27 protein-coding genes and 1 pseudogene are annotated in these 23,962 nt (G+C 62.4%); 11 read left to right on the top strand and 17 right to left on the bottom strand.

Annotation, left to right across the window (positions count from 1 at the left end; translation table 11 throughout):
* The first annotated feature begins 246 nt into the window (after positions 1-246).
* From gcl to C8K58_RS24575, 8 genes are all read left to right on the top strand, one after another.
* Positions 247-2,022 (top strand): glyoxylate carboligase, encoded by a 1,776-nt coding sequence (gene gcl, locus C8K58_RS24610; protein WP_092358525.1) that lies wholly within the window; start codon positions 247-249, stop codon positions 2,020-2,022.
* Between the two features lie 10 nt (positions 2,023-2,032).
* Positions 2,033-2,815 (top strand): hydroxypyruvate isomerase, encoded by a 783-nt coding sequence (gene hyi, locus C8K58_RS24605; protein WP_108574507.1) that lies wholly within the window; start codon positions 2,033-2,035, stop codon positions 2,813-2,815.
* A gap of 189 nt (positions 2,816-3,004) precedes the next feature.
* Positions 3,005-3,895 carry a 2-hydroxy-3-oxopropionate reductase gene (locus tag C8K58_RS24600; RefSeq protein WP_108574506.1) on the top strand — a complete coding sequence of 297 codons (891 nt, stop codon included), beginning with the start codon at positions 3,005-3,007 and terminating at the stop codon, positions 3,893-3,895.
* Between the two features lie 54 nt (positions 3,896-3,949).
* Positions 3,950-5,230, top strand: coding sequence for a glycerate kinase (locus C8K58_RS24595; protein WP_108574505.1), 1,281 nt, complete (start codon positions 3,950-3,952; stop codon positions 5,228-5,230).
* Positions 5,220-6,635 carry a pyruvate kinase gene (gene pyk, locus C8K58_RS24590; RefSeq protein WP_027607041.1) on the top strand — a complete coding sequence of 472 codons (1,416 nt, stop codon included), beginning with the start codon at positions 5,220-5,222 and terminating at the stop codon, positions 6,633-6,635. Before C8K58_RS24595 ends, pyk begins: the two co-directional genes overlap by 11 nt.
* A gap of 137 nt (positions 6,636-6,772) precedes the next feature.
* Complete coding sequence (locus C8K58_RS24585; RefSeq protein ID WP_098480051.1) at positions 6,773-7,648, top strand: urea transporter; 876 nt, start codon at positions 6,773-6,775, stop codon at positions 7,646-7,648.
* 31 nt (positions 7,649-7,679) lie between these two features.
* The gene (locus C8K58_RS24580; protein WP_027607039.1) at positions 7,680-8,504 is read left to right on the top strand and encodes an ion transporter; all 825 of its coding nucleotides are present in this window, start codon (positions 7,680-7,682) and stop codon (positions 8,502-8,504) included.
* 96 nt (positions 8,505-8,600) lie between these two features.
* Positions 8,601-9,605 carry a sulfate ABC transporter substrate-binding protein gene (locus tag C8K58_RS24575; RefSeq protein ID WP_027607038.1) on the top strand — a complete coding sequence of 335 codons (1,005 nt, stop codon included), beginning with the start codon at positions 8,601-8,603 and terminating at the stop codon, positions 9,603-9,605.
* 56 nt (positions 9,606-9,661) lie between these two features.
* On the opposite strand, the gene C8K58_RS24570 is transcribed toward C8K58_RS24575, so the two are convergent.
* Entirely contained in the window at positions 9,662-10,276 is a 615-nt protein-coding gene (locus C8K58_RS24570) for a DUF5666 domain-containing protein (protein WP_027607037.1), read from the bottom strand.
* 141 nt (positions 10,277-10,417) lie between these two features.
* Here C8K58_RS24570 and C8K58_RS24565 point away from each other — a divergent pair, with 141 nt between their 5' ends.
* Positions 10,418-11,614 carry an MFS transporter gene (locus C8K58_RS24565; protein ID WP_081744462.1) on the top strand — a complete coding sequence of 399 codons (1,197 nt, stop codon included), beginning with the start codon at positions 10,418-10,420 and terminating at the stop codon, positions 11,612-11,614.
* On the opposite strand, the gene C8K58_RS24560 is transcribed toward C8K58_RS24565, so the two are convergent.
* Both C8K58_RS24560 and C8K58_RS24555 read right to left on the bottom strand, forming a co-directional pair.
* Entirely contained in the window at positions 11,611-12,015 is a 405-nt protein-coding gene (locus C8K58_RS24560) for a type II toxin-antitoxin system HicB family antitoxin (protein ID WP_108574504.1), read from the bottom strand. The two genes, C8K58_RS24565 and C8K58_RS24560, sit on opposite strands and share 4 nt — an antisense overlap.
* 11 nt (positions 12,016-12,026) lie before the next feature.
* Positions 12,027-12,215 carry a type II toxin-antitoxin system HicA family toxin gene (locus C8K58_RS24555; protein ID WP_027607034.1) on the bottom strand — a complete coding sequence of 63 codons (189 nt, stop codon included), beginning with the start codon at positions 12,213-12,215 and terminating at the stop codon, positions 12,027-12,029.
* A gap of 80 nt (positions 12,216-12,295) precedes the next feature.
* On the opposite strand from C8K58_RS24555, the gene C8K58_RS32790 reads away from it, so the two are divergent.
* Positions 12,296-12,430, top strand: a complete 135-nt coding sequence (locus C8K58_RS32790) for a hypothetical protein (RefSeq protein ID WP_256592547.1) — start codon at positions 12,296-12,298, stop codon at positions 12,428-12,430.
* 27 nt (positions 12,431-12,457) lie between these two features.
* Here C8K58_RS32790 and C8K58_RS24550 read toward each other — a convergent pair whose 3' ends face one another.
* From C8K58_RS24550 to C8K58_RS24540, 4 genes and pseudogenes are all read right to left on the bottom strand, one after another.
* A complete protein-coding gene (locus C8K58_RS24550; RefSeq protein ID WP_108574503.1) occupies positions 12,458-13,954 on the bottom strand; it encodes a M10 family metallopeptidase C-terminal domain-containing protein in 1,497 nt (498 codons plus the stop codon).
* A gap of 366 nt (positions 13,955-14,320) precedes the next feature.
* A complete protein-coding gene (gene phnN, locus C8K58_RS24545; protein ID WP_027607033.1) occupies positions 14,321-14,893 on the bottom strand; it encodes a phosphonate metabolism protein/1,5-bisphosphokinase (PRPP-forming) PhnN in 573 nt (190 codons plus the stop codon).
* Positions 14,893-14,997 (bottom strand): annotated as a pseudogene (locus C8K58_RS33155) (PhnM protein); the annotation flags it as partial. The pseudogene C8K58_RS33155 and the gene phnN, both read right to left, overlap by 1 nt.
* Before the next feature lie 142 nt (positions 14,998-15,139).
* Positions 15,140-15,730, bottom strand: coding sequence for a histidine phosphatase family protein (locus C8K58_RS24540; protein ID WP_043293701.1), 591 nt, complete (start codon positions 15,728-15,730; stop codon positions 15,140-15,142).
* A gap of 396 nt (positions 15,731-16,126) precedes the next feature.
* Here C8K58_RS24540 and C8K58_RS24535 point away from each other — a divergent pair, with 396 nt between their 5' ends.
* Positions 16,127-16,402 (top strand): DUF6124 family protein, encoded by a 276-nt coding sequence (locus C8K58_RS24535; protein WP_027607032.1) that lies wholly within the window; start codon positions 16,127-16,129, stop codon positions 16,400-16,402.
* A gap of 175 nt (positions 16,403-16,577) precedes the next feature.
* On the opposite strand, the gene C8K58_RS24530 is transcribed toward C8K58_RS24535, so the two are convergent.
* From C8K58_RS24530 to ccmA, 10 genes are all read right to left on the bottom strand, one after another.
* A complete protein-coding gene (locus C8K58_RS24530) occupies positions 16,578-16,973 on the bottom strand; it encodes a hypothetical protein (protein WP_065939950.1) in 396 nt (131 codons plus the stop codon).
* Positions 16,974-16,989: 16 nt separating this feature from the next.
* Positions 16,990-18,174 (bottom strand): c-type cytochrome biogenesis protein CcmI, encoded by a 1,185-nt coding sequence (ccmI, locus tag C8K58_RS24525; protein ID WP_092358511.1) that lies wholly within the window; start codon positions 18,172-18,174, stop codon positions 16,990-16,992.
* Positions 18,167-18,640 carry a cytochrome c-type biogenesis protein gene (locus C8K58_RS24520; protein ID WP_027607029.1) on the bottom strand — a complete coding sequence of 158 codons (474 nt, stop codon included), beginning with the start codon at positions 18,638-18,640 and terminating at the stop codon, positions 18,167-18,169. The genes ccmI and C8K58_RS24520 overlap by 8 nt, the downstream gene beginning before the upstream one ends.
* A complete protein-coding gene (locus C8K58_RS24515) occupies positions 18,637-19,173 on the bottom strand; it encodes a DsbE family thiol:disulfide interchange protein (RefSeq protein WP_010211784.1) in 537 nt (178 codons plus the stop codon). Before C8K58_RS24515 ends, C8K58_RS24520 begins: the two co-directional genes overlap by 4 nt.
* A complete protein-coding gene (locus C8K58_RS24510; protein ID WP_108574502.1) occupies positions 19,170-21,158 on the bottom strand; it encodes a heme lyase CcmF/NrfE family subunit in 1,989 nt (662 codons plus the stop codon). The genes C8K58_RS24515 and C8K58_RS24510 overlap by 4 nt, the downstream gene beginning before the upstream one ends.
* Before the next feature lie 3 nt (positions 21,159-21,161).
* Positions 21,162-21,617: a cytochrome c maturation protein CcmE gene (gene ccmE / locus C8K58_RS24505; RefSeq protein ID WP_027607026.1), complete on the bottom strand. Its 456-nt coding sequence runs from the start codon at positions 21,615-21,617 to the stop codon at positions 21,162-21,164.
* On the bottom strand, positions 21,614-21,790 hold the full coding sequence (gene ccmD / locus C8K58_RS24500; protein ID WP_003172771.1) for a heme exporter protein CcmD: 177 nt from the start codon (positions 21,788-21,790) through the stop codon (positions 21,614-21,616). The genes ccmE and ccmD overlap by 4 nt, the downstream gene beginning before the upstream one ends.
* The gene (locus tag C8K58_RS24495) at positions 21,787-22,542 is read right to left on the bottom strand and encodes a heme ABC transporter permease (RefSeq protein WP_027607025.1); all 756 of its coding nucleotides are present in this window, start codon (positions 22,540-22,542) and stop codon (positions 21,787-21,789) included. Before C8K58_RS24495 ends, ccmD begins: the two co-directional genes overlap by 4 nt.
* A gap of 86 nt (positions 22,543-22,628) precedes the next feature.
* Positions 22,629-23,297, bottom strand: a complete 669-nt coding sequence (gene ccmB / locus C8K58_RS24490) for a heme exporter protein CcmB (protein ID WP_027607024.1) — start codon at positions 23,295-23,297, stop codon at positions 22,629-22,631.
* A complete protein-coding gene (ccmA, locus tag C8K58_RS24485) occupies positions 23,294-23,929 on the bottom strand; it encodes a cytochrome c biogenesis heme-transporting ATPase CcmA (RefSeq protein WP_027607023.1) in 636 nt (211 codons plus the stop codon). Before ccmA ends, ccmB begins: the two co-directional genes overlap by 4 nt.
* Between the last annotated feature and the right edge of the window lie 33 nt (positions 23,930-23,962).

The raw sequence follows: 23,962 nt of genomic DNA, 5'->3' as shown, positions 1-23,962 counted from the left end.
TTCTTTTGTTATTGGGAAAGCGGTGGAGGTCTGTTTGATCAGATGCTCGATCAAACAAATAGAACACAATGACATTTATTTTTGTATACAATATTTTCAAACAAAGGCTCCACACGTCGAAAAAAGCGGTTCCGACGAACGCAAAGACCAACCAATAAAATGGATTGACCTGTGCCTCCCGCCGTGAATACACTTTGGACAGACACCACTTGTATACAATTACAAAACGCAAGAGGCACCAAAATCATGAGCAAAATGAGAGCAATCGAAGCCGCCGTCCTCGTCATGCGCCGCGAGGGCGTGGACACCGCCTTCGGTATCCCAGGCGCTGCGATCAACCCGCTGTACTCAGCCTTGCAGAAGGTGGGTGGCATCGATCACGTCCTTGCTCGCCACGTTGAAGGCGCCTCGCACATGGCCGAGGGTTACACCCGCACCAAGGCCGGCAATATCGGCGTATGCATCGGCACCTCGGGCCCGGCGGGCACCGACATGGTCACCGGCCTCTACAGCGCCTCGGCCGACTCGATCCCGATCCTGTGCATCACCGGCCAGGCACCACGGGCCCGCATGCACAAGGAAGACTTCCAGGCCGTGGACATCACCAGCATCGTCAAGCCGGTGACCAAGTGGGCGACCACCGTCCTCGAGCCGGGCCAAGTGCCGTACGCGTTCCAGAAAGCCTTCTATGAAATGCGCTCCGGCCGCCCTGGCCCGGTGCTGATCGACCTGCCGTTCGATGTGCAGATGGCCGAGATCGAATTCGACATCGACGCCTACCAGCCGCTGCCACTGGCCAAGCCACTGGCCACGCGTATCCAGGTCGAAAAGGCCCTGGCCCTGCTGGATCAGGCGGAACGCCCGTTGCTGGTGAGCGGCGGCGGTGTGATCAACGCCGACGCCAGCGAGCTGCTGGTGGAGTTCGCCGAACTGACCGGCATCCCGGTGATCCCGACGCTGATGGGCTGGGGCACCATTCCCGACGATCACCCACAGATGGTCGGTATGGTCGGCCTGCAAACCTCCCACCGCTACGGCAACGCGACGCTGCTCAAATCGGACGTGGTGCTGGGTATCGGTAACCGTTGGGCCAACCGCCACACCGGTTCGGTCGAGGTCTACACCGAAGGGCGTAAATTCATTCACGTCGACATCGAACCGACGCAGATTGGTCGCGTATTCACCCCGGACCTGGGCATCGTGTCCGACGCCGGCTCCGCGCTGACGATGTTCATTGAAGTGGCCCGTGAGTGGAAAGCCGCCGGCAAGCTCAAGGACCGCAGTGCCTGGCTGCATGACTGCCAGCAGCGCAAGTCGACCCTGCAGCGCAAGACCCACTTCGACAACGTGCCGGTCAAGCCGCAACGGGTGTACGAAGAGATGAACCAGGTGTTCGGCAAAGACACCTGCTACGTCAGTACCATCGGCCTGTCGCAGATTGCCGGCGCGCAGTTCCTGCATGTGTACAAGCCCCGCCACTGGATCAACTGCGGCCAGGCCGGCCCGTTGGGCTGGACCATTCCGGCGGCGCTGGGCGTGGTCAAGGCCGACCCGGGCCGCAAGGTGGTGGCGCTGTCCGGCGACTATGACTTCCAGTTCATGATCGAAGAGCTGGCCGTGGGCGCGCAGTTCAAGCTGCCGTACATCCACGTGGTGGTGAACAACTCTTACCTGGGGCTGATCCGCCAGGCCCAGCGCGGGTTTGAAATGGACTACTGCGTGCAATTGTCTTTCGACAACCTCAACGCACCGGAGCTGAACGGTTATGGCGTCGACCACGTCGCAGTTGCCGAAGGCCTGGGTTGCAAGGCCCTGCGCGTATTCGAGCCGGGGCAAATCCAGCCGGCATTGCGCCGCGCCGAGGAAATGATCGAAGAGTTCAAGGTGCCGGTGATCGTCGAGATCATTCTGGAGCGCGTGACCAATATTTCCATGGGCACCGAGATCAACGCCGTCAACGAATTCGAAGACCTGGCCCTGGTCGGCAACGATGCGCCGACCGCCATTTCCCTGCTCGATTAAGGAGAACCCTATGCCACGCTTTGCCGCCAACCTGTCCATGCTGTTTACCGAACAGGACTTTCTCGCGCGCTTCAAGGCCGCTGCCGAGGCCGGGTTCCAAGGTGTCGAGTACCTGTTCCCCTATGAATTCAGCTCGGCTGACATCAAGGCCCAGCTCGACACCCATGGCCTGACCCAGGTGCTGTTCAACCTGCCGGCCGGTGACTGGGCCAAGGGCGAACGCGGCCTGGCTTGCCACCCGGACCGGGTCGAGGAGTTCCGCGCCGGGGTCACCCTGGCCATCGCCTACGCCCAGGTGCTGGGCAATACCCAGATCAACTGCCTGGCGGGGATTCGGCCGCAGGGTGTGGATGATGAAACCGTGGAAAAGACCTTTGTCGCCAACCTCAAGTACGCCGCCGACAAGCTGCAAGCAGTAGGCATCAAGCTGGTCATGGAAATGATCAACACCCGCGACATTCCGGGCTTCTACCTCAACAACACCGCCCAGGCCCTGTCGATTCGCGAACAGGTGGGCAGTGACAACCTGTTCCTGCAGTACGACATCTACCACATGCAAATCATGGAAGGCGATCTGGCCCGGACCATGGCCGCGCACCTGGAGGAGATCAATCACATCCAGCTGGCGGACAACCCTGGGCGCAATGAGCCGGGAACCGGGGAGATCAACTACCGCTTCCTGTTCGAACATCTGGACCGCATCGGGTACGCGGGCTGGGTCGGCTGTGAATACAAGCCGCTGACCACCACCGAAGCGGGTTTGGGCTGGCTTAAAGCCCATAACGCCATCTAACCGACACCACACAAAACCTTGTGGGAGGGGGTTTGCTGTGGTGATGGGGGGCTTTACCACTGCCCCCATGGGGCTGCTACGCAGCCAGCGCGGGACAAGCCCGCTCACCACAACAAGCCCCCTCACCACAACAAGCCCCCTCACCACCGCAAGCCCAGCGCCCACAGAGCATAAAAAGAGGATTTCATCATGGCTAAAATCGGATTTATCGGCACCGGCATCATGGGCCAACCCATGGCCGCGAACCTGCAGAAAGCCGGTCATCAACTGTTTCTTTCCGAACACCACGGCAAGGCACCGGCCGAGCTGATCAGCGCCGGCGCAGTGGCCCTGGCCACCCCGCAGCAGGTGGCCCAGGAAGCCGAGTTCATTATCGTCATGGTCCCCGACACCCCGCAGGTCGACGACGTGCTGTTCCGCGCCGACGGTGTGGCGGCGGGCCTGTCGCCGAACAAGGTGGTGATCGACATGAGTTCGATCTCTCCCACAGCCACCAAGGCGTTTGCGGCAAAGATCAACGAGCACGGCGCGCAGTACCTCGACGCCCCGGTGTCCGGCGGTGAAGTCGGCGCCAAGGCCGGTACCTTGAGCATCATGGTCGGTGGCGAACCACAGACCTTCGAACGTGCCCTGCCGCTGTTCCAGAGCATGGGCAAGAACATCACCCTGGTGGGCGGCAATGGCGATGGCCAGACCGCCAAAGTGGCCAACCAGATCATCGTCGCGCTGAATATCCAGGCGGTGGCCGAAGCGCTGCTGTTCGCCTCCAGGAACGGCGCCGACCCGGCCAAGGTACGTGAAGCGCTGATGGGCGGCTTTGCCTCATCAAAGATCCTCGAAGTGCACGGCGAACGCATGATCAAGGGCACCTTCGATCCGGGTTTCCGCATCAACCTGCACCAGAAGGACCTGAACCTGGCCCTGGCCGGTGCCAGGGAACTGGGGATCAACCTGCCGAACACCGCCGGCACCCAGCAGGTGTTCAGCACCTGCGCGGCGCTTGGCGGCGGTAACTGGGACCACTCGGCGCTGATCAAGGGGCTGGAGCATATGGCGAATTTCTCGATTCGCGATAAGTAATCCCCCTTTGAAAGGGCTGTACCTCTAATAACAAAAATACCCGGGAGCCCGCTTATGTCGGTCGATCCGCAACACCTGCTTCGCGAGCTGTTTGCCACAGCCATCGACGCCGCCCACCCCCGGCACGTCCTCGAACCCTGCCTGCCCGCCGACCGCAGCGGCCGCGTGATCGTGATCGGCGCCGGCAAGGCGGCGGCCGCCATGGCGCTGGTCGTCGAGAATTGCTGGCAAGGCGAAGTCTCAGGCCTGGTGGTGACCCGCTACGGCCACGGCGCCCCTTGCCAGAAAATCGAAGTGGTCGAAGCCGCCCACCCGGTGCCCGATGCCGCCGGCCTGGCGGTGGCCAAGCGCGTGCTGGAATTGATCAGCAACCTGAGCGAAGACGACCGGGTGATCTTCCTGCTCTCCGGCGGCGGCTCGGCACTCCTGGCACTGCCTGCCGAAGGCATCAGCCTGGCCGACAAGCAGGCCATCAACAAAGCCCTGCTCAAATCCGGCGCCACCATTGGCGAGATGAATTGCGTACGCAAGCACCTCTCGGCGATCAAGGGCGGTCGGCTGGCAAAGGCGGCCTGGCCAGCCACGGTCTACACCTACGCGATTTCCGATGTGCCGGGCGACCAGGCCACGGTCATCGCCTCCGGCCCCACGGTCGGCGACCCGAGCACTTCGCAACAGGCTCTGGCAATCCTCAAGCGCTACGGTATCGATGCCCCGGCGTCCGTGCGCAGCTGGTTGCAGAACCCGGCCTCGGAAACCGTCAAGCCCGGCGACCCGGTACTCGCCCGCAGCCACTTCCAGCTGATCGCACGCCCGCAACAATCCCTGGAAGCGGTGGCGGTGAAAGCGCGCCAGGCCGGTTTCAGCGCGCTGATCCTCGGCGACCTGGAAGGCGAAGCGCGGGAGGTGGCCAAAGTGCACGCCGGCATCGCGCGGCAAATCGTGCAGCACGGCCAGCCGCTGGCGGCGCCGTGCGTGATCCTCTCCGGCGGTGAAACCACCGTCACCGTGCGCGGCAACGGCCGTGGCGGGCGCAACGCCGAATTCCTGTTGAGCCTGACCGACAGCCTCAAAGGCCTGCCCGGCGTGTACGCCCTGGCCGGCGACACCGACGGCATCGACGGCTCGGAAGACAACGCCGGCGCAATCATGACCCCGTGCAGCTATGCGCGCGCCGAAGCCCTGGGCCTGTCGGCCAGCGACGAGTTGGATAACAACAACGGTTATGGCTACTTCGCCGCCCTCGACGGCTTGATCGTTACCGAGCCGACCCGCACCAATGTCAATGACGTGCGCGCCATCCTGATCCTTGAGACTGCCCGCCATGACGCCTGACAAGAAGGTCAAGATCCTCGCCACCCTGGGCCCGGCCACCGACGGTATCGACGACATCCGCGAGCTGGTGCAAGCCGGGGTGAATATCTTCCGCCTCAACTTCAGCCACGGTGAGCATGCCGATCACGCCCGGCGCTACCACTGGATTCGCCAGGTGGAGCGCCAGCTCAACTACCCGCTGGGCATCCTCATGGACCTGCAAGGGCCGAAGCTGCGCGTCGGGACGTTTGCCGAGGGCAAGGTGCAACTGGTGCGTGGCCAGGCCCTGCGCCTGGACCTGGACCCGACGCCGGGTGACCAGCGCCGGGTCAACCTGCCCCACCCGGAAATCATCGCCGCCCTGGAACCGGGCATGGACCTGTTGCTCGACGACGGCAAGCTGCGCCTGCGCGTGATCACCCGGCACGCCGATGCCATCGACACCACCGTACTGAATGGCGGCGAGTTGTCCGACCGTAAAGGCGTCAACGTCCCACAAGCCTTGCTGGAACTCAGCCCGCTCACCGCCAAGGACCGTCGCGACCTGAGCTTCGGCCTGGAGCTGGGCGTGGACTGGGTGGCGCTGTCGTTTGTGCAGCGCCCGGAAGACATCCGCGAGGCTCGCGAGCTGATCGGCGACAAGGCCTTCCTGATGGCCAAGATCGAGAAGCCCTCAGCCGTACAACGCCTGCGGGAAATCGCCGAGCTGAGCGACGCGATCATGGTGGCCCGGGGCGACCTGGGCGTGGAAGTGCCGGCGGAGAGCGTGCCGCAAATCCAGAAAGACATCATCCGCACCTGCCGCCAGTTGGGCAAACCGGTGGTAGTGGCGACGCAGATGCTGGAGTCCATGCGCTTCTCGCCGGCGCCAACCCGCGCGGAAGTGACGGATGTCGCCAATGCAGTGGCCGAAGGCGCGGATGCGGTGATGCTGTCGGCGGAAACCGCGTCGGGCGAGTACCCGCTGGAAGCCGTGCAGATGATGAGCAAGATCATCCGCCAGGTGGAAAACGGCCCGGACTACCAGACCCAACTCGACGTCAGCCGGCCCAAGGCCGATGCCACGGTGTCGGACGCCATCAGCTGCGCGATCCGGCGCATCAGCAGCATCCTGCCGGTGGCGGTGCTGGTGAACTACAGCGAGTCGGGCAGCTCCAGCCTGCGCGCGGCGCGGGAACGGCCGGTGGCGCCGATTCTCAACCTCACGCCGAACCTGTCCACCGCGCGCCGCTTGAGCGTGGCGTGGGGCGTGCATTCGGTGGTCAATGATCGACTGAGGCAGGTGGATGAAGTGTGTTCCACCGCGCTGGAGATTGCCCAGGCCCAGGGCATGGCGCAGCGCGGGGATACCTTGGTGATTACTGCCGGGGTGCCGTTCGGGCAGTTGGGGTCAACCAACTCCTTGCGCATAGAGACGCTGATCTAGCGCCTGCAGAGGCCCCATCGGGGGCAAGCCCCCTCCCACATTGGACTGCATTCACACATCTAACTATGTGAACCCAATCAAGTGTGGGAGAGGGCTTGCCCCCGATGGGCCCAACTCGGTCCCACTGAATACCCATCATGCACACCCCAACCTGCCCCGACTGGGCCGAAGCCCTGCTCAACGGCTTCAGCCAGATATTCCTGCAACGCCATCCGTGGTGCGGCCTGCTGTGCCTGTTGGCGATCCTGATCGGCGCTCCGGCCTTGCTCGGCGGTGCACTGCTGGGTGGGGTCGCCGGGTTGCTCACGGCCCAGCGTCGCGGCTATCCCAAGGCCGAGCGCCAGGCGGGTATCTATAGCTACAACGGCGTATTGCTGGGCCTGTTGATCAGCCAGCATTTCGCCTGGTCGGCGTTGTTGCCGCCGCTGATCCTGGCGTGCGGCGGCCTGAGCGCGATCCTCACGCGGCAGTGGCTGAAACACGCCAGCCGGCCGCATGACCTGCCCGCCTACACCGCGCCCTTTGTCGGCCTGGGCTGGCTGCTGCTGGGCAGCGTCCCACACAGTGCCTTGGCCCTGGGCGAGCCCGATACCCTGGCGGTGCTCGGCGCGCCGTTCACCGGCCTCGCGCAAATCATGCTGCTGGACCAGCCGCTGGCGGGCGTGCTGATTGCCCTCGGCCTGTGGCTGGCGAACCGGCGTGCCGCGGTCTGGGCCGTGATCGGCGCCAGCAGCGGCGTACTGATCGGATGGCTGCTGGACGACACCAGCGCCGCCCTCCTCGGCCTGCACAGCTACAACCCCGCTCTCGCGGCCCTGGCGCTGAGCCAGGCACGGCGCCAACCCTGGCTGCCGCTGCTCGGCATCCTGCTGGCGATCCTTCTCACACCGGGCTTTGCCGCCGTGCACCTGCCCGCACTCACCGCGCCGTTTATCCTCGCCTGCTGGCTGGTACGCGCCGGCGCCCGAATACTCAGGAAACCCCGCATGGACAGCCCCTTCGAATCCCCCTAGGCTTGCTCGATATTCGATTCAGGCGGGCTTTATGGACAGCAACAACGACTGGCGTCAGCGGCTCTACATCATGGTTTTTCAGAGCGACACCGTCGCCGGGCGGCGCTTTGACGGCATCCTGCTGTTGATCATCCTCGCCAGCCTGGTGATCGTGATGCTCGACAGCATCGACCAGGTCCACCAGAACTACGCCGATGTGCTGGCCTACATTGAATGGGGCTTCACCCTGATCTTCCTGATCGAGTACGGGTTGCGCCTGTACTGTTCGCCCAAGCCGTTGCGCTACGCCTTCAGCTTTTACGGGCTGGTGGATCTGCTCGCCATCGTGCCCGGCATCCTTGCGCTGTACTACAGCGACGCGCAATACCTGCTGATCATCCGCATCATCCGCATGCTGCGGATTTTCCGCGTGCTCAAGCTCAGCCCGTACCTCAAGCAGGCCAACTACCTGATGGCGGCGCTGCGCGGCAGCAAGCAGAAGATCGTGGTGTTCCTGGTGAGCGTATGCACCCTGGTCACGGTGTTCGGCACCTTGATGTATGTGATCGAAGGGCCGGAGCACGGCTTCACCAGTATCCCCAAAGGCATCTATTGGGCGATCGTGACGCTGACCACTGTGGGCTTTGGCGATATCGTGCCCAAGACGCCGTTGGGCCAGGTGATTTCGTCGCTGGTGATGATCACCGGTTACTCGATCATCGCCGTGCCCACGGGTATTTTTACGGCCGAACTGGCCAGTGCCATGCGTGGTGAGCAACTGCAGCACGACTGCCCGGTGTGCAGGAAAAACAGCCATGAGCCCAACGCGGCGTTCTGTTCGCGCTGTGGCAGCGCTCTTTTTAAGAAAGTGGAATAAGCAAAGTTCTTTTTAATCTTTAAGCGACTAAGTGCCCCCGGCTATAGTCGCTGGCAATGTGCCTCCCCTCTTCTCCCGAACAACAAGGAATGAGCAGTGAAAAAACTCGTAAGCGCCTCTCTCCTGGCCGCCGGCCTTGCCCTTGCGGGCGCCGTCCAGGCCGCCCCGGTCACTCTGCTCAACGTCTCCTACGACGTGATGCGCGATTTCTACAAGGACTACAACGCCGCCTTCCAGAAGCACTGGGAAGCCGAGCACCCGAACGACAAGCTGACCCTGCAGATGTCCTTCGGCGGTTCCAGCAAACAAGCGCGCTCGGTGATCGACGGCCTGCCGGCTGACGTGATTACCATGAACATGGCCACCGACATCAACGCCCTGGTCGACAACGGCAAACTGGTGCCGGACAACTGGGTCACCCGCCTGCCGAACAACAGCGCGCCGTTTACCTCGGCCACCGTGTTCATCGTGCGCAAGGGCAACCCGAAAGCCCTGAAAGACTGGCCGGACCTGCTCAAGGATGGCGTGCAGGTGATCGTGCCCAACCCGAAAACCTCGGGTAACGGCCGCTACACCTACCTGTCGGCCTGGGGTTATGTGCTCAAGAACGGCGGCGACGAAGACAAGGCCAAGGCCTTTGTCGGCAAGCTGTTCAAACAGGCGCCCGTGCTGGACACCGGTGGCCGCGCCGCCACCACCACGTTCATGACCAACCAGATCGGCGACGTGCTGGTGACCTTCGAGAACGAAGCGGAAATGATCGCCCGTGAATTCGGTCGCGATCAGTTCGAAGTGATCTACCCAAGCGTCTCCGCCGAAGCTGAGCCGCCGGTGTCGGTGGTGGATAAAGTGGTCGAGAAGAAAGGCACCCGCGTGGCGGCTGAAGACTACCTGAAGTACCTGTGGTCGCCGCAAGGCCAGGAAATCGCTGCCAACAACTACCTGCGCCCGCGTGACCCGAAGGTGCTGGCCAAGTACACCGACCGCTTCCCGAAAGTCGACTTCCTGTCGGTGGAGAAGACCTTTGGTGACTGGCGCACCGTGCAGAAAACCCACTTCAATGATGGTGGGGTTTTCGACCAGATCTACTCCGGTCAGTAACTGACAAATGTGGGAGGGGGCTTGAACCCTCCCACATTTAGATCCGGGTTTTGCAGTTACATCGGCGGTGTCACGCCATCCTTGCCGGCTGAAATGGCTTGGGCAGTGATTTTCCCATCCGCCCCCTGCGCGGCAAACAACACCACCTTCACCCCCGGCTTGAGCAAGCTGCGGTCCCCCGGTTCCAGGTTGACGATCGGCACATCCTCCGGCACCACGATCTTCTGTTCGCCGCCTTTGTATTTCACGGTCAACGTCCGCCCTTTGCTGACCACCAGGTCGCCGACGGTGCCGTTGGTCATGCTGCTTCCTTCCTTCAGGTCAAACGCCCGATGCCCGTCCCCCGTGCCGGCCATGGCCGGTGGGAACACATGCACTTCCAGCGCCGTCAGGGTGCCGTCGGCGTTGGGCATGGCGGCCGAGCCGATGTAGCTGCCGGGTTTTATTTCGTCGATCCTGGCCAGGGTAACGGCGCGCACCTGGGTATCCTTGGTCAGGTGCACGGTGACGTCTTCACCGCTGTTGACCTTGACCTGCATCGCATCACCGTCCATCGCGGTGATTGCCCCGCGTACGCCTACGCGCGGTGCATCGGCGGCATTGGCCAGGCCGAGGGCCATCGCAACAGCGAGGCTTGAAGCCAGGAGTATCTTGTTGAGCGTGATTTTCATGGCGCTGGATTTCCTGTTTCGGCAGTTGTTTCTGAATGTATCATCACCCGGCATAAGTGATATCACCACAAACGGCCTACTCGCCGTTGAGCCTTGTCTTTACTCTCGCTCGCCATCTACCTTCGCTTTTATGAGAACACCATGAATGCTACCCCCCATGCTACGAGCACCATGACCCGCGCAATGGTGATGCTGTTTGCGTTTTGCTGCGGCGCCATCGTCGCCAACATCTACTACGCCCAGCCGATCATCGAACTGATCGCACCGGACATCGGCCTCACCCCGGCGATGGCCAGCCTGATTGTGTCCCTGACGCAGATCGGCTATGCCCTCGGCCTGTTCTTCCTGGTCCCCCTGGGCGACCTGCTGGAAAACCGCAAGCTGATGATCATCACGACCCTGGTGGCGATTGCCAGCCTGCTGGGTGCGGCCTTTACCGAACAACCGAACCTGTTCCTGCTGGTGTCGTTGCTGATCGGCTTCAGTTCGGTGTCGGTACAGATCCTGATCCCCCTGGCCGCACACCTGGCGCCCGCCGAGTCTCGGGGTCGGGTGGTCGGCAGCATCATGGGTGGGCTGCTGTTGGGCATCCTGCTGGCGCGACCAGTGTCCAGCGTCGTGGCTGACCATTTTGGCTGGCGCGCGATGTTCATGGCCGCCGCCGCGTTGATGGTATTTATCAGCGTGGTGCTGATGCTGACCATCCCCAAGCGCCAGCCGGACCACAGCGCCAGCTATGGCCAATTGCTGCGCTCCCTGGGCACCCTGTTGCGAGAACAACCGCTGCTGCGTCAACGCGCGTTTTACCAAGGCTGCATGTTCGCCACGTTCAGCCTGTTCTGGACCGCCGCCCCGCTGGAGCTGGTGCGCAACCACGGCCTGAGCCAGACCCAGATCGCGATCTTCGCCCTGGTCGGTGCTATCGGCGCCATTGCCGCCCCCATCGCCGGACGCCTGGCCGATGCCGGTCACACCCACCGCGCATCGCTGCTGGCCATGGTCTTTGCGGTATTGAGCTTCCTGCCGGCCTTCGTGCACCCGCTGTACAGCGTCATCGGCCTGGCGGTGACCGGCGTGGTTCTGGACTTCTGCGTGCAGATGAACATGGTCCTCGGCCAACGCGCCATCTATGCACTCGACGCCAACAGCCGCAGCCGCTTGAACGCGCTGTACATGACCAGCATCTTCATCGGTGGTGCCTTCGGCTCGGCGATTGCCAGCAGCGTGTACGAACACGGCGGCTGGCTGGGTGTGATGCTGGTGGGCAGCGCGTTCCCGCTGGTGGCGTTGTTGCGGTTCCTCAGTGCGTCGCGGCAAACGGCTGTCGCCACCGCCTAGGAACGCACCAACTTCTCCAAAGCCGCATCCGCCAGAAATGACGAGCGGCTTTTGACCTTGTGCTCGCGCACATACCGGTCAATTCGCTGGATGACATAGCCGGGCAAGGTCACATTGACCTTCTCGGTCTTGCCCAGATACGGCGAGATGTCCAGTTCCAGCATGCCCCAGCCCATCCCGGCATAGTCTTCATGGGTGTGATGAGTGCCCACCGACCTTGGCATCGGAATCACCCCGCCCTCGGCGGCGATCTCCTGCCGCAGGATGCGCGCGACTTCCACCGCGGCGTTGTAGGCCTCTTCGAAACTGTCCCCGGCGGTGACTGCGCCTGGAATATCGGGGATCTGGATACCGGTGGCGGTGAAGTCATCGCCCCATTCGATACAGATTGGGTATTGCATGAATGCTCTCCTTAAAACTGAAACAGCCCGGCACGTTTCCTGATGCTTCTGATGGTGCCCAGCGGCAGATCCTTCTTCGGATGCGGCACCGGGATCGTGTACGGGTTATAGCGGTGGGTAAAAATAGGATGACTGCCCGTGACCCGATCCAGCACCCAACCCGCCTCTTGCAGCGCCTTGATCAATAGCCTGCCTTGCACACCAGCCTCCTTGGCTCGGCCTAAATAAAAGCAACCCTAGAGTTATCTTTACTCAAGCACAAAATAGGTCAGGCTGACTGATGGTTGTTTTGCGCGATGTTGAAAACCGCCAACCGAATGACATGCCATGGGTATTCCCCACAGGCTTGTCTGTGCATGGCAAGGGCCAGGGCGCCGGCGTTTGCCGACCATGGCAGGCGCTGATCAAGGCCTGAGCCTGTCAGCGCCTCGTCATGGCAGTGTTATCTGCGGGCATCCGACGGCTGGACGATGTTTTGTATCCACTGCAACAAGGCTGAGAACGCCTTGATCATTACCTCGCGTAACGCTGCAAGCGGGTCCGTGCTGCTATCCAGCGGGGGCGCCGGCGGCGGCGCAGGGGCCGGTGTGGGGACAACCTTCGGTGCGGGTTTAACCTCCGGCTTTTGCCCCTGCCACTGCACATCGCCGGGTTTGATCTGGCCAATGCTCTTGACCACCAGGTCGGCGCTGCCGCTCCCCTTCAGATCTATCTCCAGGCTTGAACGCCCGGTGGCCGCGTCGTGCCTGAGCAATGCCTCGCCGGCGCGACCAGAGAATCGATCAGTGAACGTCAGGGCACCGACGCGCGCCTCTTTCAATGCACCCGAGACGTCAATCTTGTCCGTCCCGCTGGTAAAGTCCTCGATCAGGTCAGGCTGCTGCGGTGTGGAGTCGCTGGCCTTGTCGTAGTCAAAAATATCCGCCCCGCCGCCGCCCCGCAGCCTGTCTGCACCCAAGCCGCCCTTGAGCCGATTGTCCGCTTCATTCCCCGTCAAGACATCACGTCCGGCCCCTCCGATGGCGTTTTCAACCACGCAGCCCTTGGCGATGGAAACATTGCCCTTCAAGCCGCCCACATCAGAAAACGACTCGGCTTTCAAATTGATGTTCTGGTTCTGGGAAAACCCGGAACAATCCAGGGTGTCGTTACCGCCCCCATCCCATATGCAAAAGATAGCTTTATCCCTCGCACTGGTGAGGGTCATGGCGTCGCGGCCGGTATTGGAATTGAAGCCGTAGGTAGTGTCGGTGTTGCGGGTTTTGTGATTGGCCCCATAGAGCCGCTGAGCGGCTGCGATGTCATCCATCATCGGGGCAGAGGGATTCGAATACCGAAAATCATGGCCGGCCTGGTTCGTCTCCGACCAGTAGCTCATCACACTGCGTGCCTTGGTATCGCCGGCATACCTGGCACCATTGTTGTAATCAGCGCCGCCGCCATTGTAGTCACCCGGATGCTGCAGGCCGATGGCGTGGCCGATTTCATGCACGGTAGTGACTGAAAAGTGACTGCCCTGCGCCGGCGAACTACTTTCTCGCAGTGTGCCGACCGTGGCCGTGGTGGTGGTAATGCCGCGCGAGGGTGAGCTGGCGACGCCACGGTCACCGTGCGGGTTGTTTTTGATGTGAACCGTGCCGTCGGCGCCGGCTGCCCGCTCCTTGAAACTGATGTTGGCCACGTCCTCCCAATATTGCACCGCCTGGCGCACTCGGCGCTGCTGCGCGGCGCTGAACGTCGGGTCCACCGTATAGGAGAGATCGATCCGCTTGTCGCCATTACGGTCGTGGAAGTGCAGGTTGTCGCGGGTGATGTACTTTCCGGCCTGTTCCGTCGTGAAGGTTGGTTTGCGACCGGCGCCCACACCATAGGGGCCAGGATCGGAAGGCGGCAGGTTTTCAAGTGAGAAGTTGAGCCGAGAACGTTCAGAGCAAATCATGGGACAGTGCGCTCCTTATAGTAAGTTGATGAGTCGAGTCAATCAGAATCGACGCAATAAACTCCCATGCAGAAAACGCTCAGGACAGCGCTGATTTAGTTCGTACTGAAACACCTTAAGGCGGCGCAACATGCGCTAAGACAGGCACTAAACCACTTGCAATTTAAACAACTGAACACACACTTTCGCGCAAAAAAACCTATTGGATTCTCAGGAAAAAAACATAATCCTACAAAACCGTGCTGCTTCGACTACACCAAATCCGCCTTCACCCAGATACATGCACTTAACTTTTTCCGCCGAGTTCGCTGCATGTCAGGATCTCGCCGCTTGACATGCCCCGCACCTCACCGGTGCAGAGCAGGGTCAGGTCAATACGCAATGCCTCTGGTTCAGGCAACACAGCAGGCGCTCGACCGTGTGCTCCAGTGGCCCGGAGTTATCCAGCACAAACAACCCCGAGCCATTGCCGGCGATCAGGTCGGCGGTGAACCGTGCATTGCGCGCCAGGCGCTCCTCGATATCCGCCAGGGCCTCACGCCCCCGCGCCACCAGGCGCTGGCGCAATACGGCTTGATCCACCGCCAGCAACAGCACCCACACATCCGGGTAGCGCTCGCGGGTCTGCGCCAGGTGCGCGCGAGAACCATTGACCAGCACGTCCTCCCCCGCCGCCAGCCATTCGTCGATGACCTTGGGAATGCCGTAGGACAACCCGTTGGCGTGCCAACTGAGGGCAAACGCGCCCTCGGCCTGCATCACGGCGAATTGCTCCGGGCTGACACCCTGGGCCGCCTCACCCACCGCTTCCGCCGAGCGTGTGATCACGCGGCGTACAATCCGGCAACCGCGTTCGGCCAATCGTGGGCGTGCAGCCTCCAACAGGCTGTCCTTGCCCGAACCCGATGGCCCGATGAGATAGATCAACCTGCCCGCCATCAAAACACCCTCTTCGCTTGTTGCCAGATTGGTTGCACCACGGGTAGCCCTGCGCGGCTCCTGGCTTGGACCAGGTCGGCGCGCAGGCCAATGGCGATTTGGCCCCACACTGGAAAGTATATCCAGCAATCCCTCGGCAGCGGCCACATTACCGAAGTGCGCGCCGCCTCAATATTTTCTGGGCGTAGTGCTTACTCAACCCTGACGGGTTGGTGAGGTTTTTTGAAAGTCGCGTGTTGCGGTGATTCAGTCCGTTTCAAAGGGCGAGATAGCCGGAAGTATCTTCAATTCAAAATCTTCCAGAGCCAACATCGCCCCATTTGAAAGCTGCCAGGTGTAGAAATCCGAGAAGTCCCCTCTGGCCAATGCACGAATCACCTTTGCCACAAAACCATGTGCCACCAGCAAAACAACCTGTGTTGGATAAAGCGAAGTTAACTGGACCAAGCCTTGGTGTACTCGCGTGACCACATCAGCTATCGACTCACCACCGTCAGGCCCTGCCGCCCATTGGCGCGTGATGTCCTGTGCCCAAAGCGCTGGATGCATGGCCTTGGCCTCCGCCTGAGTCAACCCTTCGAACACACCCACATCGCGCTCGCGGAAGCTGTCAATCGTCACAGGTTCAAGGTTTAACACACGGTTAAGAATCTGCGCCGTTTGCCGCGCCCGCAAGCGTGGAGAAACGATCAACACCTCAATACCGCCGGGTAGTTTTTCGCTGAGCAAAACAGCCTGTTCCCGGCCCCGCTCGGTCAGTTCCGGGTCGAGTGCGCCGAGGTAGCGATGCTCCGCGTTGGCCCACGTTTCGCCGTGGCGTATGACGTAGAGGTTCATGAGGGTCCGTCTCGTTGAAGGGTGGGGAGTTAATCTGGTCCTGATGATAGTGCCGCCTATCGCCTAATGATCGCTCCCATGCTCCGGGTGATCAATCAAATCAGCGAAACGCTAACAGGACGTTTCCTACGATCTCTGTGGCTTGCAGTAGCTATAACGCACCGTTAGCCTCTCGCAGTCGCTGCTCATCAGCGATCAGGCTTGGTCGCCTGGATTAGAATGGCGCACAGTGCCGCGCAAGCGGCATTATTGTGTTCGCGTTATGGCGAGCTGTGCGTGGGAGGGCTTAGGGCCCTGCCGGGTTTCCATTCCCTGGTCGACCAACCTGCGTACAGCTCGCCGCCTTTCCGCTTGGTCGCGGATGTGGTGAGCTCCAACTGAATGGAGATTTACTGCATGAAAAAAGTCACGCCAAATCCCCCGCCATCCTCCATGGATGACACCCCGCAAACCCCACCCAACCTCATCTTCAGCGTCCACCCCGGCCTCAGCACCGAAGCTGCCTTGAGCAATGCCAGCGAGATGCTGGAGTCGGCGACTGTGTGTGCCTACGACTGTGCCGAGCACTTGGATGGTTCAAGCCGCAGGCAGGTGCTGGCGGTGGTACAGATGGTTGAGATTGCGCAGTTGTTAGTGGGGGCGGCGCTGGAGCGGGAGTGTCCCGTGGCTTGATGGCTGAGGAGATCTCCTGTGGGAGGGGGCTTGCTCCCGATAGCGGTAGGTCAGTCAGACATTAATCAACTGAAACACCGCTATCGGGGGCAAGCCCCCTCCCACATTTGCCCTCCAGTGTTTGGAAGAATGGGTTTCACAGGCATGAAGAAGGCGACCCGAAGGTCGCCTTTTGTCATTGCGCGTACTGCTTGCTCAAGCCCGGCGGCACGCCCTGCACGTCGGTGTCTTCCCAGGGTCCGTTGGGGCTGATGGAGCGGCTCCAGCCGTTGCTCCAGCGGTAGTAGGTGCGCTGGCGGTAGAAGGTGTCGGGCTGGTCGTCGAGCACGTACACCTGCATCTTGCCGTCCCAGTGGCTGGCGGCGCCCGGTGGTGGGGCGAAGGTGGGCGATTTGGTCGGCAGTGGCTTCGGCGGCGGGGTCACCGGGCCAGAGGGCCTGGTGCTCGGCTGGGTCGACGGGCCTGACGGCGGGATGGTCGGGCCGGTCGGCGCAGGCGGTGGGCGGTGGACCGCACAGGCGCTCAGGCCCACTACCAGGCTGAGCAGGGTGATGCGTGCAAATGCGGTCATGGGCGTTTCCTCGAAATTACTTGTCCGGACTGTCGATGGTCAGCTGCTGCAGCGCAGTGGTGGTGCTGGCCAGGGGTTGGCTGCGGCCGATCCACTCGCCGGTGGTCGGTTGACCGGCCCGGGATATGCGCGCAACCAGTTGGACTTCGGGGAAGTTGGACAGTTTCAACTGCGGCATCATCGCGTCGGCATCGCCGAGTTCGACGGTGACGGGCAACTCGGCAACGGTGACGCGCTTGGCCGCCAGGGGTGCCGGCGGGCCTTTTACCGCGCGGGCGAAGATGAATACGCTGTCGCTGGGCAAGGCCTTGGCCTTGACCTCGGCGGACAGGTCCACGCGGACGTTCATCACCGCTTTCTGCGCCACGCTACCGCCGCCTTCCTTGAGTTTTTCCGCAGCACGGTCAATGCCGCCTTGCAGCGCCACGCGGGAATTGTCTTGCGGTGGCAGTTGCGCCAGCAGGCGGCTCCAGTAGTCGATGGCCTCTTGATAACGCTGGCCTTCAAAGGCGGCGATACCGAGCAGGCCGAGGCTGGTGACTTCCTTCGGGTCAAGCTTCAAGGCTTCGTCGGTCAGCGCCTGGACCTTGGGCGACCACTGTTTGTGGTCGGCAAAGTACTGCGCCTGGGCCCACTGGCCGAGCAGTTCCGGCTGGCGCCCGGCCAGCGCCACGGTACGCTCGAAGACCTTGGCGGCATCGGCGGAACGGTCCTGGGCCATATAGGCGCGACCGAGGAAGTACAGGCCTTCCGCCGAGTCCGGTTGGGCGGCGGCGGCGCGTTCCAGGCGCCGGGTCATGTCTTCCATGGACACCGGCGGCTGGGAAAATTCGCGGGTCAGTTCAACCTTGTCGCTGGCACCGAAATGCATATACAGGCCCAGGCCAAGCACCGGCACAAGGACGGCGGCGAGCAAGGGCAGCGGCTTGCCCAGGCGCGATTCGCGGGGCTTTTCCACGCCTTCGGTGTCGGCCAGCAGCTCGCGGGCGGCTTCGGCGCGGCCGCTGTCGAGCTGCGCGGCGTTGAGCACACCTTCGTCCTGCTGCACTTGCAGCTCGGCCACACGTTCTTGGTAAAGCGCCACGTTCAGCGCGGTGCGATCCTCTTCACGCTGGGCGCGGCGGCCGCGCAACACAGGGATCAACAGGAAACTCAGGGCAATCAGAAGCAGCAAGCCGGCTGCGAGCCAGAAATCAATCATCAGTCTTGGTGTCCAGCAATTGGTCGAGGCGTTTACGCTCTTCGGGGGATAGCGCGTCGGAACCATCGGTAGTCGCGGCGCGGCGACGGCGGACGATCACGGCCATCACCACCACGCCGGCCAGCAGCAGCCCGGCGGGGCCGAACCAGAGCAGCGCGGTCTTGCCGGTGAGGGCCGGTTTGTAGCGCACGAAATCACCGTAGCGGTCGACCATGAAGTCGATGATCTGCTGGTTGTCCTTGCCCTCCCCCAGCATGCGGAAGATTTCCTTGCGCAGGTCGGCGGCGATGGGCGCGTTGGAGTCGGCGATGTCCTGGTTCTGGCACTTGGGGCAGCGCAGCTCCTTGGTCAATTCGCGGAAACGCTCGCGGTCACTGTCCTTGGCGAATTCGTAAGTGTCGATCGCGGCGTGGGCCATCCCGGCCAAGCCCAGCGCCAGCACGGCAGCGGCTAACAGGCGCTTCATGGCTTGGCCTCGTCGACCAGGGCCTGGTACTTGGCGGCCAGTTGCTCGCGCCAGACCACTTCGTCGATCACGCCGACGTATTTGTCGCGGATCACGCCCTTGGCGTCGATGAAGAAGGTTTCCGGGGCGCCGTACACGCCGAGGTTCAAACCGAGGTTGCCGTCTTCATCACGGATATCCAGCTGGTAGGGATTATGGAATTCCGCCAGCCACTTCAAGGCCGCCGCGTTGTCGTCCTTGTAGTTGATGCCGTAGATCACCACGCCCTTCTCGGCCAGCTTGTTCAGCACCGGGTGCTCGACGCGGCAGGAGATGCACCAGGTGCCCCACACGTTGACCAGCGCCGGTTTGCCGAGCAGGTCGGCCTGGGTCAGGGTCTTGTCACCCTGCACGGTCGGCAGGCTGAACGCGGGGAACGGCTTGCCGATCATCGCCGAGGGCAGCTCGGCCGGGTCCAGGTACAAGCCGCGATACAGGAATACCGCCACTACCAGAAACAGGGCCAGCGGCACGACCATCAACCAACGCTTCATACCGCCGCTCCTTGCAGGCCCAGCGCTTCACGCACCCGGCTCTTGACCTTGACCCGATACCGGCGATCCAGTGCCGCGAGCAAACCACCAAAGCCGGTGAGCAAGCCACCGAACCAGATCCAGCGCACAAACGGTTTCACATGCACGCGCACGGCCCAGGCGCCATCGCCCAGGGGTTCACCCAGGGCCACGTAGAGGTCACGGGTGAAACCGGCGTCGATACCGGCTTCGGTCATCATCGAACTCTGCACGGTGTACAGGCGTTTTTCCGGGTGCAGCACGGCGATCTCTTTACCGTTACGCACCACCCGCACGGTGCCTTTGTCTGACGTAAAGTTCGGCCCTTCGAAGTGCCTGGCGCCTTCGAAGATGAACTGGTAACCGGCCAGGTCCATGGACTCGCCCGGCGCCAGGCGCAGGTCGCGCTCGGCACTGTTCTGGCTGGACAGCACCACACCGAGGGCGCACACGGCGATGCCGATGTGGGCGATCTGCATGCCCCAGTAGCTGCGGGTCAGGGTCGGCAGGCCTTTGACCAGGCCTTTGTGGCGGGTCTTGTCGACGATGTCACGCACACCGGCCAGCAGTACCCAGGCGGCGAGCAGGAAGGTGGCGAGCACCGCCCAGTTGAAGTCGCCATAGGCGATACCGGCGACCACGGCCAGGGCCACGCTGCCGAGCAGCACCGGCATCAGCATACCGGCCAGCCATTTGACCGGGGTGTCCTTCCAGCGCACCAGCACACCGACCGCCATCACCACCATCAACAGCCCCATCAACGGAATAAACAACGCGTTGAAGTACGGCGGGCCGACGGACAGCTTGGCGCCGCTCAGGGCATCCAGCACCAAGGGGTACAAGGTGCCGAGCAGGATCATCGACGCGGCCACCAACAGCACCAGGTTATTGCCCAGCAGCAGGGTTTCCCGCGACCACAGGTTGAAGCCGACCTGGCTCTTGACCACCGGTGCGCGCAGGGCGAACAAAGTGAGGGAGCCGCCGACCACAAACAGCAGGAAGATCAGGATGAACACACCGCGCTCTGGGTCGGACGCAAACGCGTGCACCGAGGTCAACACGCCCGAACGCACGAGGAAGGTGCCGAGCAGGCTGAGGGAAAAGGCCGCGATGGCCAGCAACACGGTCCAGCTCTTGAACACGCCACGTTTTTCGGTGACGGCCAGGGAGTGAATCAGTGCCGTGCCGACCAGCCATGGCATGAACGAGGCGTTTTCCACCGGGTCCCAGAACCACCAGCCACCCCAGCCGAGTTCGTAGTAGGCCCACCACGAACCGAGGGTGATGCCGATGCCGAGGAACGCCCAGGCGACGATGGTCCACGGCCGCGACCAGCGCGCCCAGGCCGCATCGAGACGCCCGCCGAGCAAGGCGGCGATAGCGAAGGCAAAGGCCACGGAAAAACCCACGTAGCCCATGTAGAGCATCGGCGGGTGCACGATCAGGCCGATGTCCTGCAGCAGCGGGTTGAGGTCGTGACCGTCCGCCGGGATCTGCGGCAGGATGCGGGTAAACGGGTTGGAGGTCATGATCAGGAACAGCAGGAAGCCGATGCTGATCATGCCCATCACCGCCAGCACCCGTGCGAGCATGACTTGCGGCAACTGCCACGAGAACACCGACACCGCGAAGGTCCAGCCGCCGAGGATCAACGCCCACAGCAGCAGCGAGCCTTCGTGGGCGCCCCACACCGCGCTGAACTTGTAGTACCAGGGCAAGGCGCTGTTGGAGTTATTGGCTACATAGGCGACGGAAAAGTCGTCGGTCATAAAGGCGTAGGTCAGGCAGCCAAACGCAAAGACCAGGAACGCACACTGGCCCCAGGCGGCCGGCTGCGCCAGGCTCATCCACAGGCGGTCACCGCGCCAGGCACCGAGCAACGGCACCACTGCCTGGACGATGGCAAAGCACAGGGCGAGGATCATCGCCAACTGGCCCAGTTCCGGAATAAACAATGCAGACGTCATCACTTAGCCCTCCTTGGCGGGGGTGGGTGCGGACTGGCCGCTGTCTTTCAAGGCCTTGGTGACTTCCGGCGGCATGTATTTCTCATCGTGCTTGGCCAGCACTTCATCGGCCACCACCACGCCGTCGGCGTTGAGCTTGCCCAGGGCGACGATGCCCTGGCCTTCGCGGAACAGGTCCGGGAGGATGCCGCGGTAGGTGATGGTCACGGCCTTGTTGAAATCGGTGACCACGAAGGTGACGTCGAGGGAGTCGCCGGAACGCTTCAGCGAGCCCTTCTCCACCATGCCGCCGGCGCGGATGCGCGTGTCCAGCGGCGCTTCGCCGTTGGCGATCTGGGTCGGGGTGTAGAACAGGTTGATGTTCTCCCGCAGGGCGCTCATCGCCAGGCCCACGGCAATACTGACGCCGGCCAGGATGGCAAGGATGATCAACAGACGCTTTCTACGCAGCGGATTCACTTTTCGGTCTCCCGGCGCAGACGACGCGCCTCTTGTTGCAGGTAACGCTTGCGGGCCAGGATCGGCGCGGCGACGTTGAGGGCCAGCACGGCCAGGCAGATGCCATAGGCCGTCCAGACATACAGGCCGTGGTGGCCCATGGCGAGAAAATCACTGAAAGAAGCAAAACTCATCCACGCGCTCCCAGGCAGCTTTGCACTTCGGCCTTGACCCAGCTGGCGCGGGCTTCACGCTTGAGCACTTCGAGGCGCATGCGCATCAGCAGCACGGCGCCGAAGAAGCAGTAGAACCCCAGCACCATCAGCAGCAACGGCGCCCACATTTCCACGGGCATCGCCGGTTTTTCGGTGAGGGTGAAGGTGGCGCCCTGGTGCAGGGTGTTCCACCACTCCACCGAGTACTTGATGATCGGGATGTTGATCACGCCGACAATCGCCAGCACCGCGCAGGCCTTGGCGGCGCTGTCACGATTGCTGATCGCGTTGCCCAGGGCAATAAGACCGAAGTACAGGAACAGCAGGATCAGCATCGACGTTAGTCGCGCATCCCACACCCACCACGAACCCCAGGTGGGTTTGCCCCAGATCGCGCCGGTGACCAGCGCCACGGCGGTCATCCACGCACCGATGGGCGCGGCGCATTGCAGGGCGACGTCCGCGAGTTTCATCTTCCACACCAGGCCGACGACGCCGCACACCGCCAGCATCACGTAGCAGGACTGGGCCAGCATCGCGGCAGGCACGTGGATGTAGATGATGCGAAAGCTGTTGCCTTGCTGGTAGTCCGGCGGTGCAAAGGCCAGGCCCCAGACCAGGCCGATGCCGATCAGCAACACGGCGGCGAGGCTGAACCAAGGCAGCAGTCTGCCACTGATGCCGTAGAACCATTTGGGCGAGCCGAGCTTGTGAAACCAGGTCCAGTTCATTGCTGTTTCCATCACGGTTGCTTCTTGTCTTGGCAAGAAGCGTAGGGTCTTTACTGACTATGCGTATACCGCCCAGTCAGACCTCATTATTCACCGACGCTGATCTTCAGGCCGGCGGCTATAGCAAAGGGTGTCAGGGTTACCGCCAAGGCGGTCAGGCTGCCAAGCCACAGGAGGTAACCGGTCGCCGGCATGCCCATGAGCGCGGCTTGCAACGCGCCGCTGCCCAGGATCAGTACCGGGATGTACAAAGGCAGAATCAACAGGGCCAGTAACAGGCCACCCCGTTTCAAGCCGACGGTCAACGCGGCACCCACCGCCCCCAACAGGCTGAGTACCGGGGTGCCGAGCAGCAGGCTCAGCAACAGGATCGGCAGGCATTCGCCGGGCAATCCCAGCATCATCGCCAGCAGTGGCGAGAGCAAGACTAGCGCCAGGCCGGAAAAAGCCCAGTGTGCCAGTACCTTGGCCAGGACCAGAAGTGGCAGGGGGTGCGACGAAAGGACCCACTGTTCGAGGGAACCGTCTTCGAAATCACTGCGAAACAGCCCGTCCAGCGAGAGCAGGACGGACAAAAGGGCCGCGACCCACACCAGTCCCGGAGACAAGGTTTGCAACAGTTTAGTCTCCGGGCCGACCGCCAACGGGAACAACGCAATCACGATGGCAAAGAACACCAGCGGGTTGGCCAGTTCGGCCGGGCGGCGGCACAGCAAGCGGGCTTCGCGGGCGATCAACAGGGCAAACACACTCATACCGACCACCGCCCCAGGTCGAGGTCGCGGTAACCGCCGGGCATGCGCGCCAGGGTGTGGTGGGTGGTGAGCACCACCTGGCCGCCCTGCTCGCAGTGCTGCGCCAGGTGCTGTTCCAATTGGGTGACGCCTTGTTTGTCGAGGGCGGTGAAGGGTTCGTCGAGAATCCACAGCGGCGGGCCAGGCAGGTACAGGCGCGCCAGGGCCACGCGGCGCTGCTGGCCGGCGGACAGGGTGTGGCAGGGAACGTCTTCGAACCCCTTGAGGCCGACGGCGGCCAGGGCTTGCCAGATGGCGTCGCGGGTCGCGGGATGATGCAGGGCGCTGAGCCAACTGAGGTTTTCTTCGGCGGTGAGCACATCCTTGATCCCGGCGGCGTGGCCGATCCAGATCAGGTTGCGTGCCAGTTCGGTGCGTTGTTCGTCGAGGGGCCTGCCGTTGAGTCGCACTTCACCGGCCGTGGGTTGCATCAGGCCGGCCAGCAGGCGCAGCAAACTGGTCTTGCCGCTGCCGTTGGGGCCGCTGATCTGCACCATGTCGCCGCCCGCCACACGCAGGTCGAGGTGCTCGAACAGCAGGCGCAGGTCGCGTTCACAGGAGAGCGCTACGGCTTCAAGAAGAGGGCTGGTCAAGAGATCACGGGCCTTTACGGTTCAAGTCGGCGG

Source organism: Pseudomonas sp. GV047 (genome assembly GCF_003058245.1).
GTDB lineage: Bacteria > Pseudomonadota > Gammaproteobacteria > Pseudomonadales > Pseudomonadaceae > Aquipseudomonas > Aquipseudomonas marginalis.
Note: the sequence above shows the minus strand (reverse complement) of the source record. Positions and strands in the feature narration are given on the sequence as shown.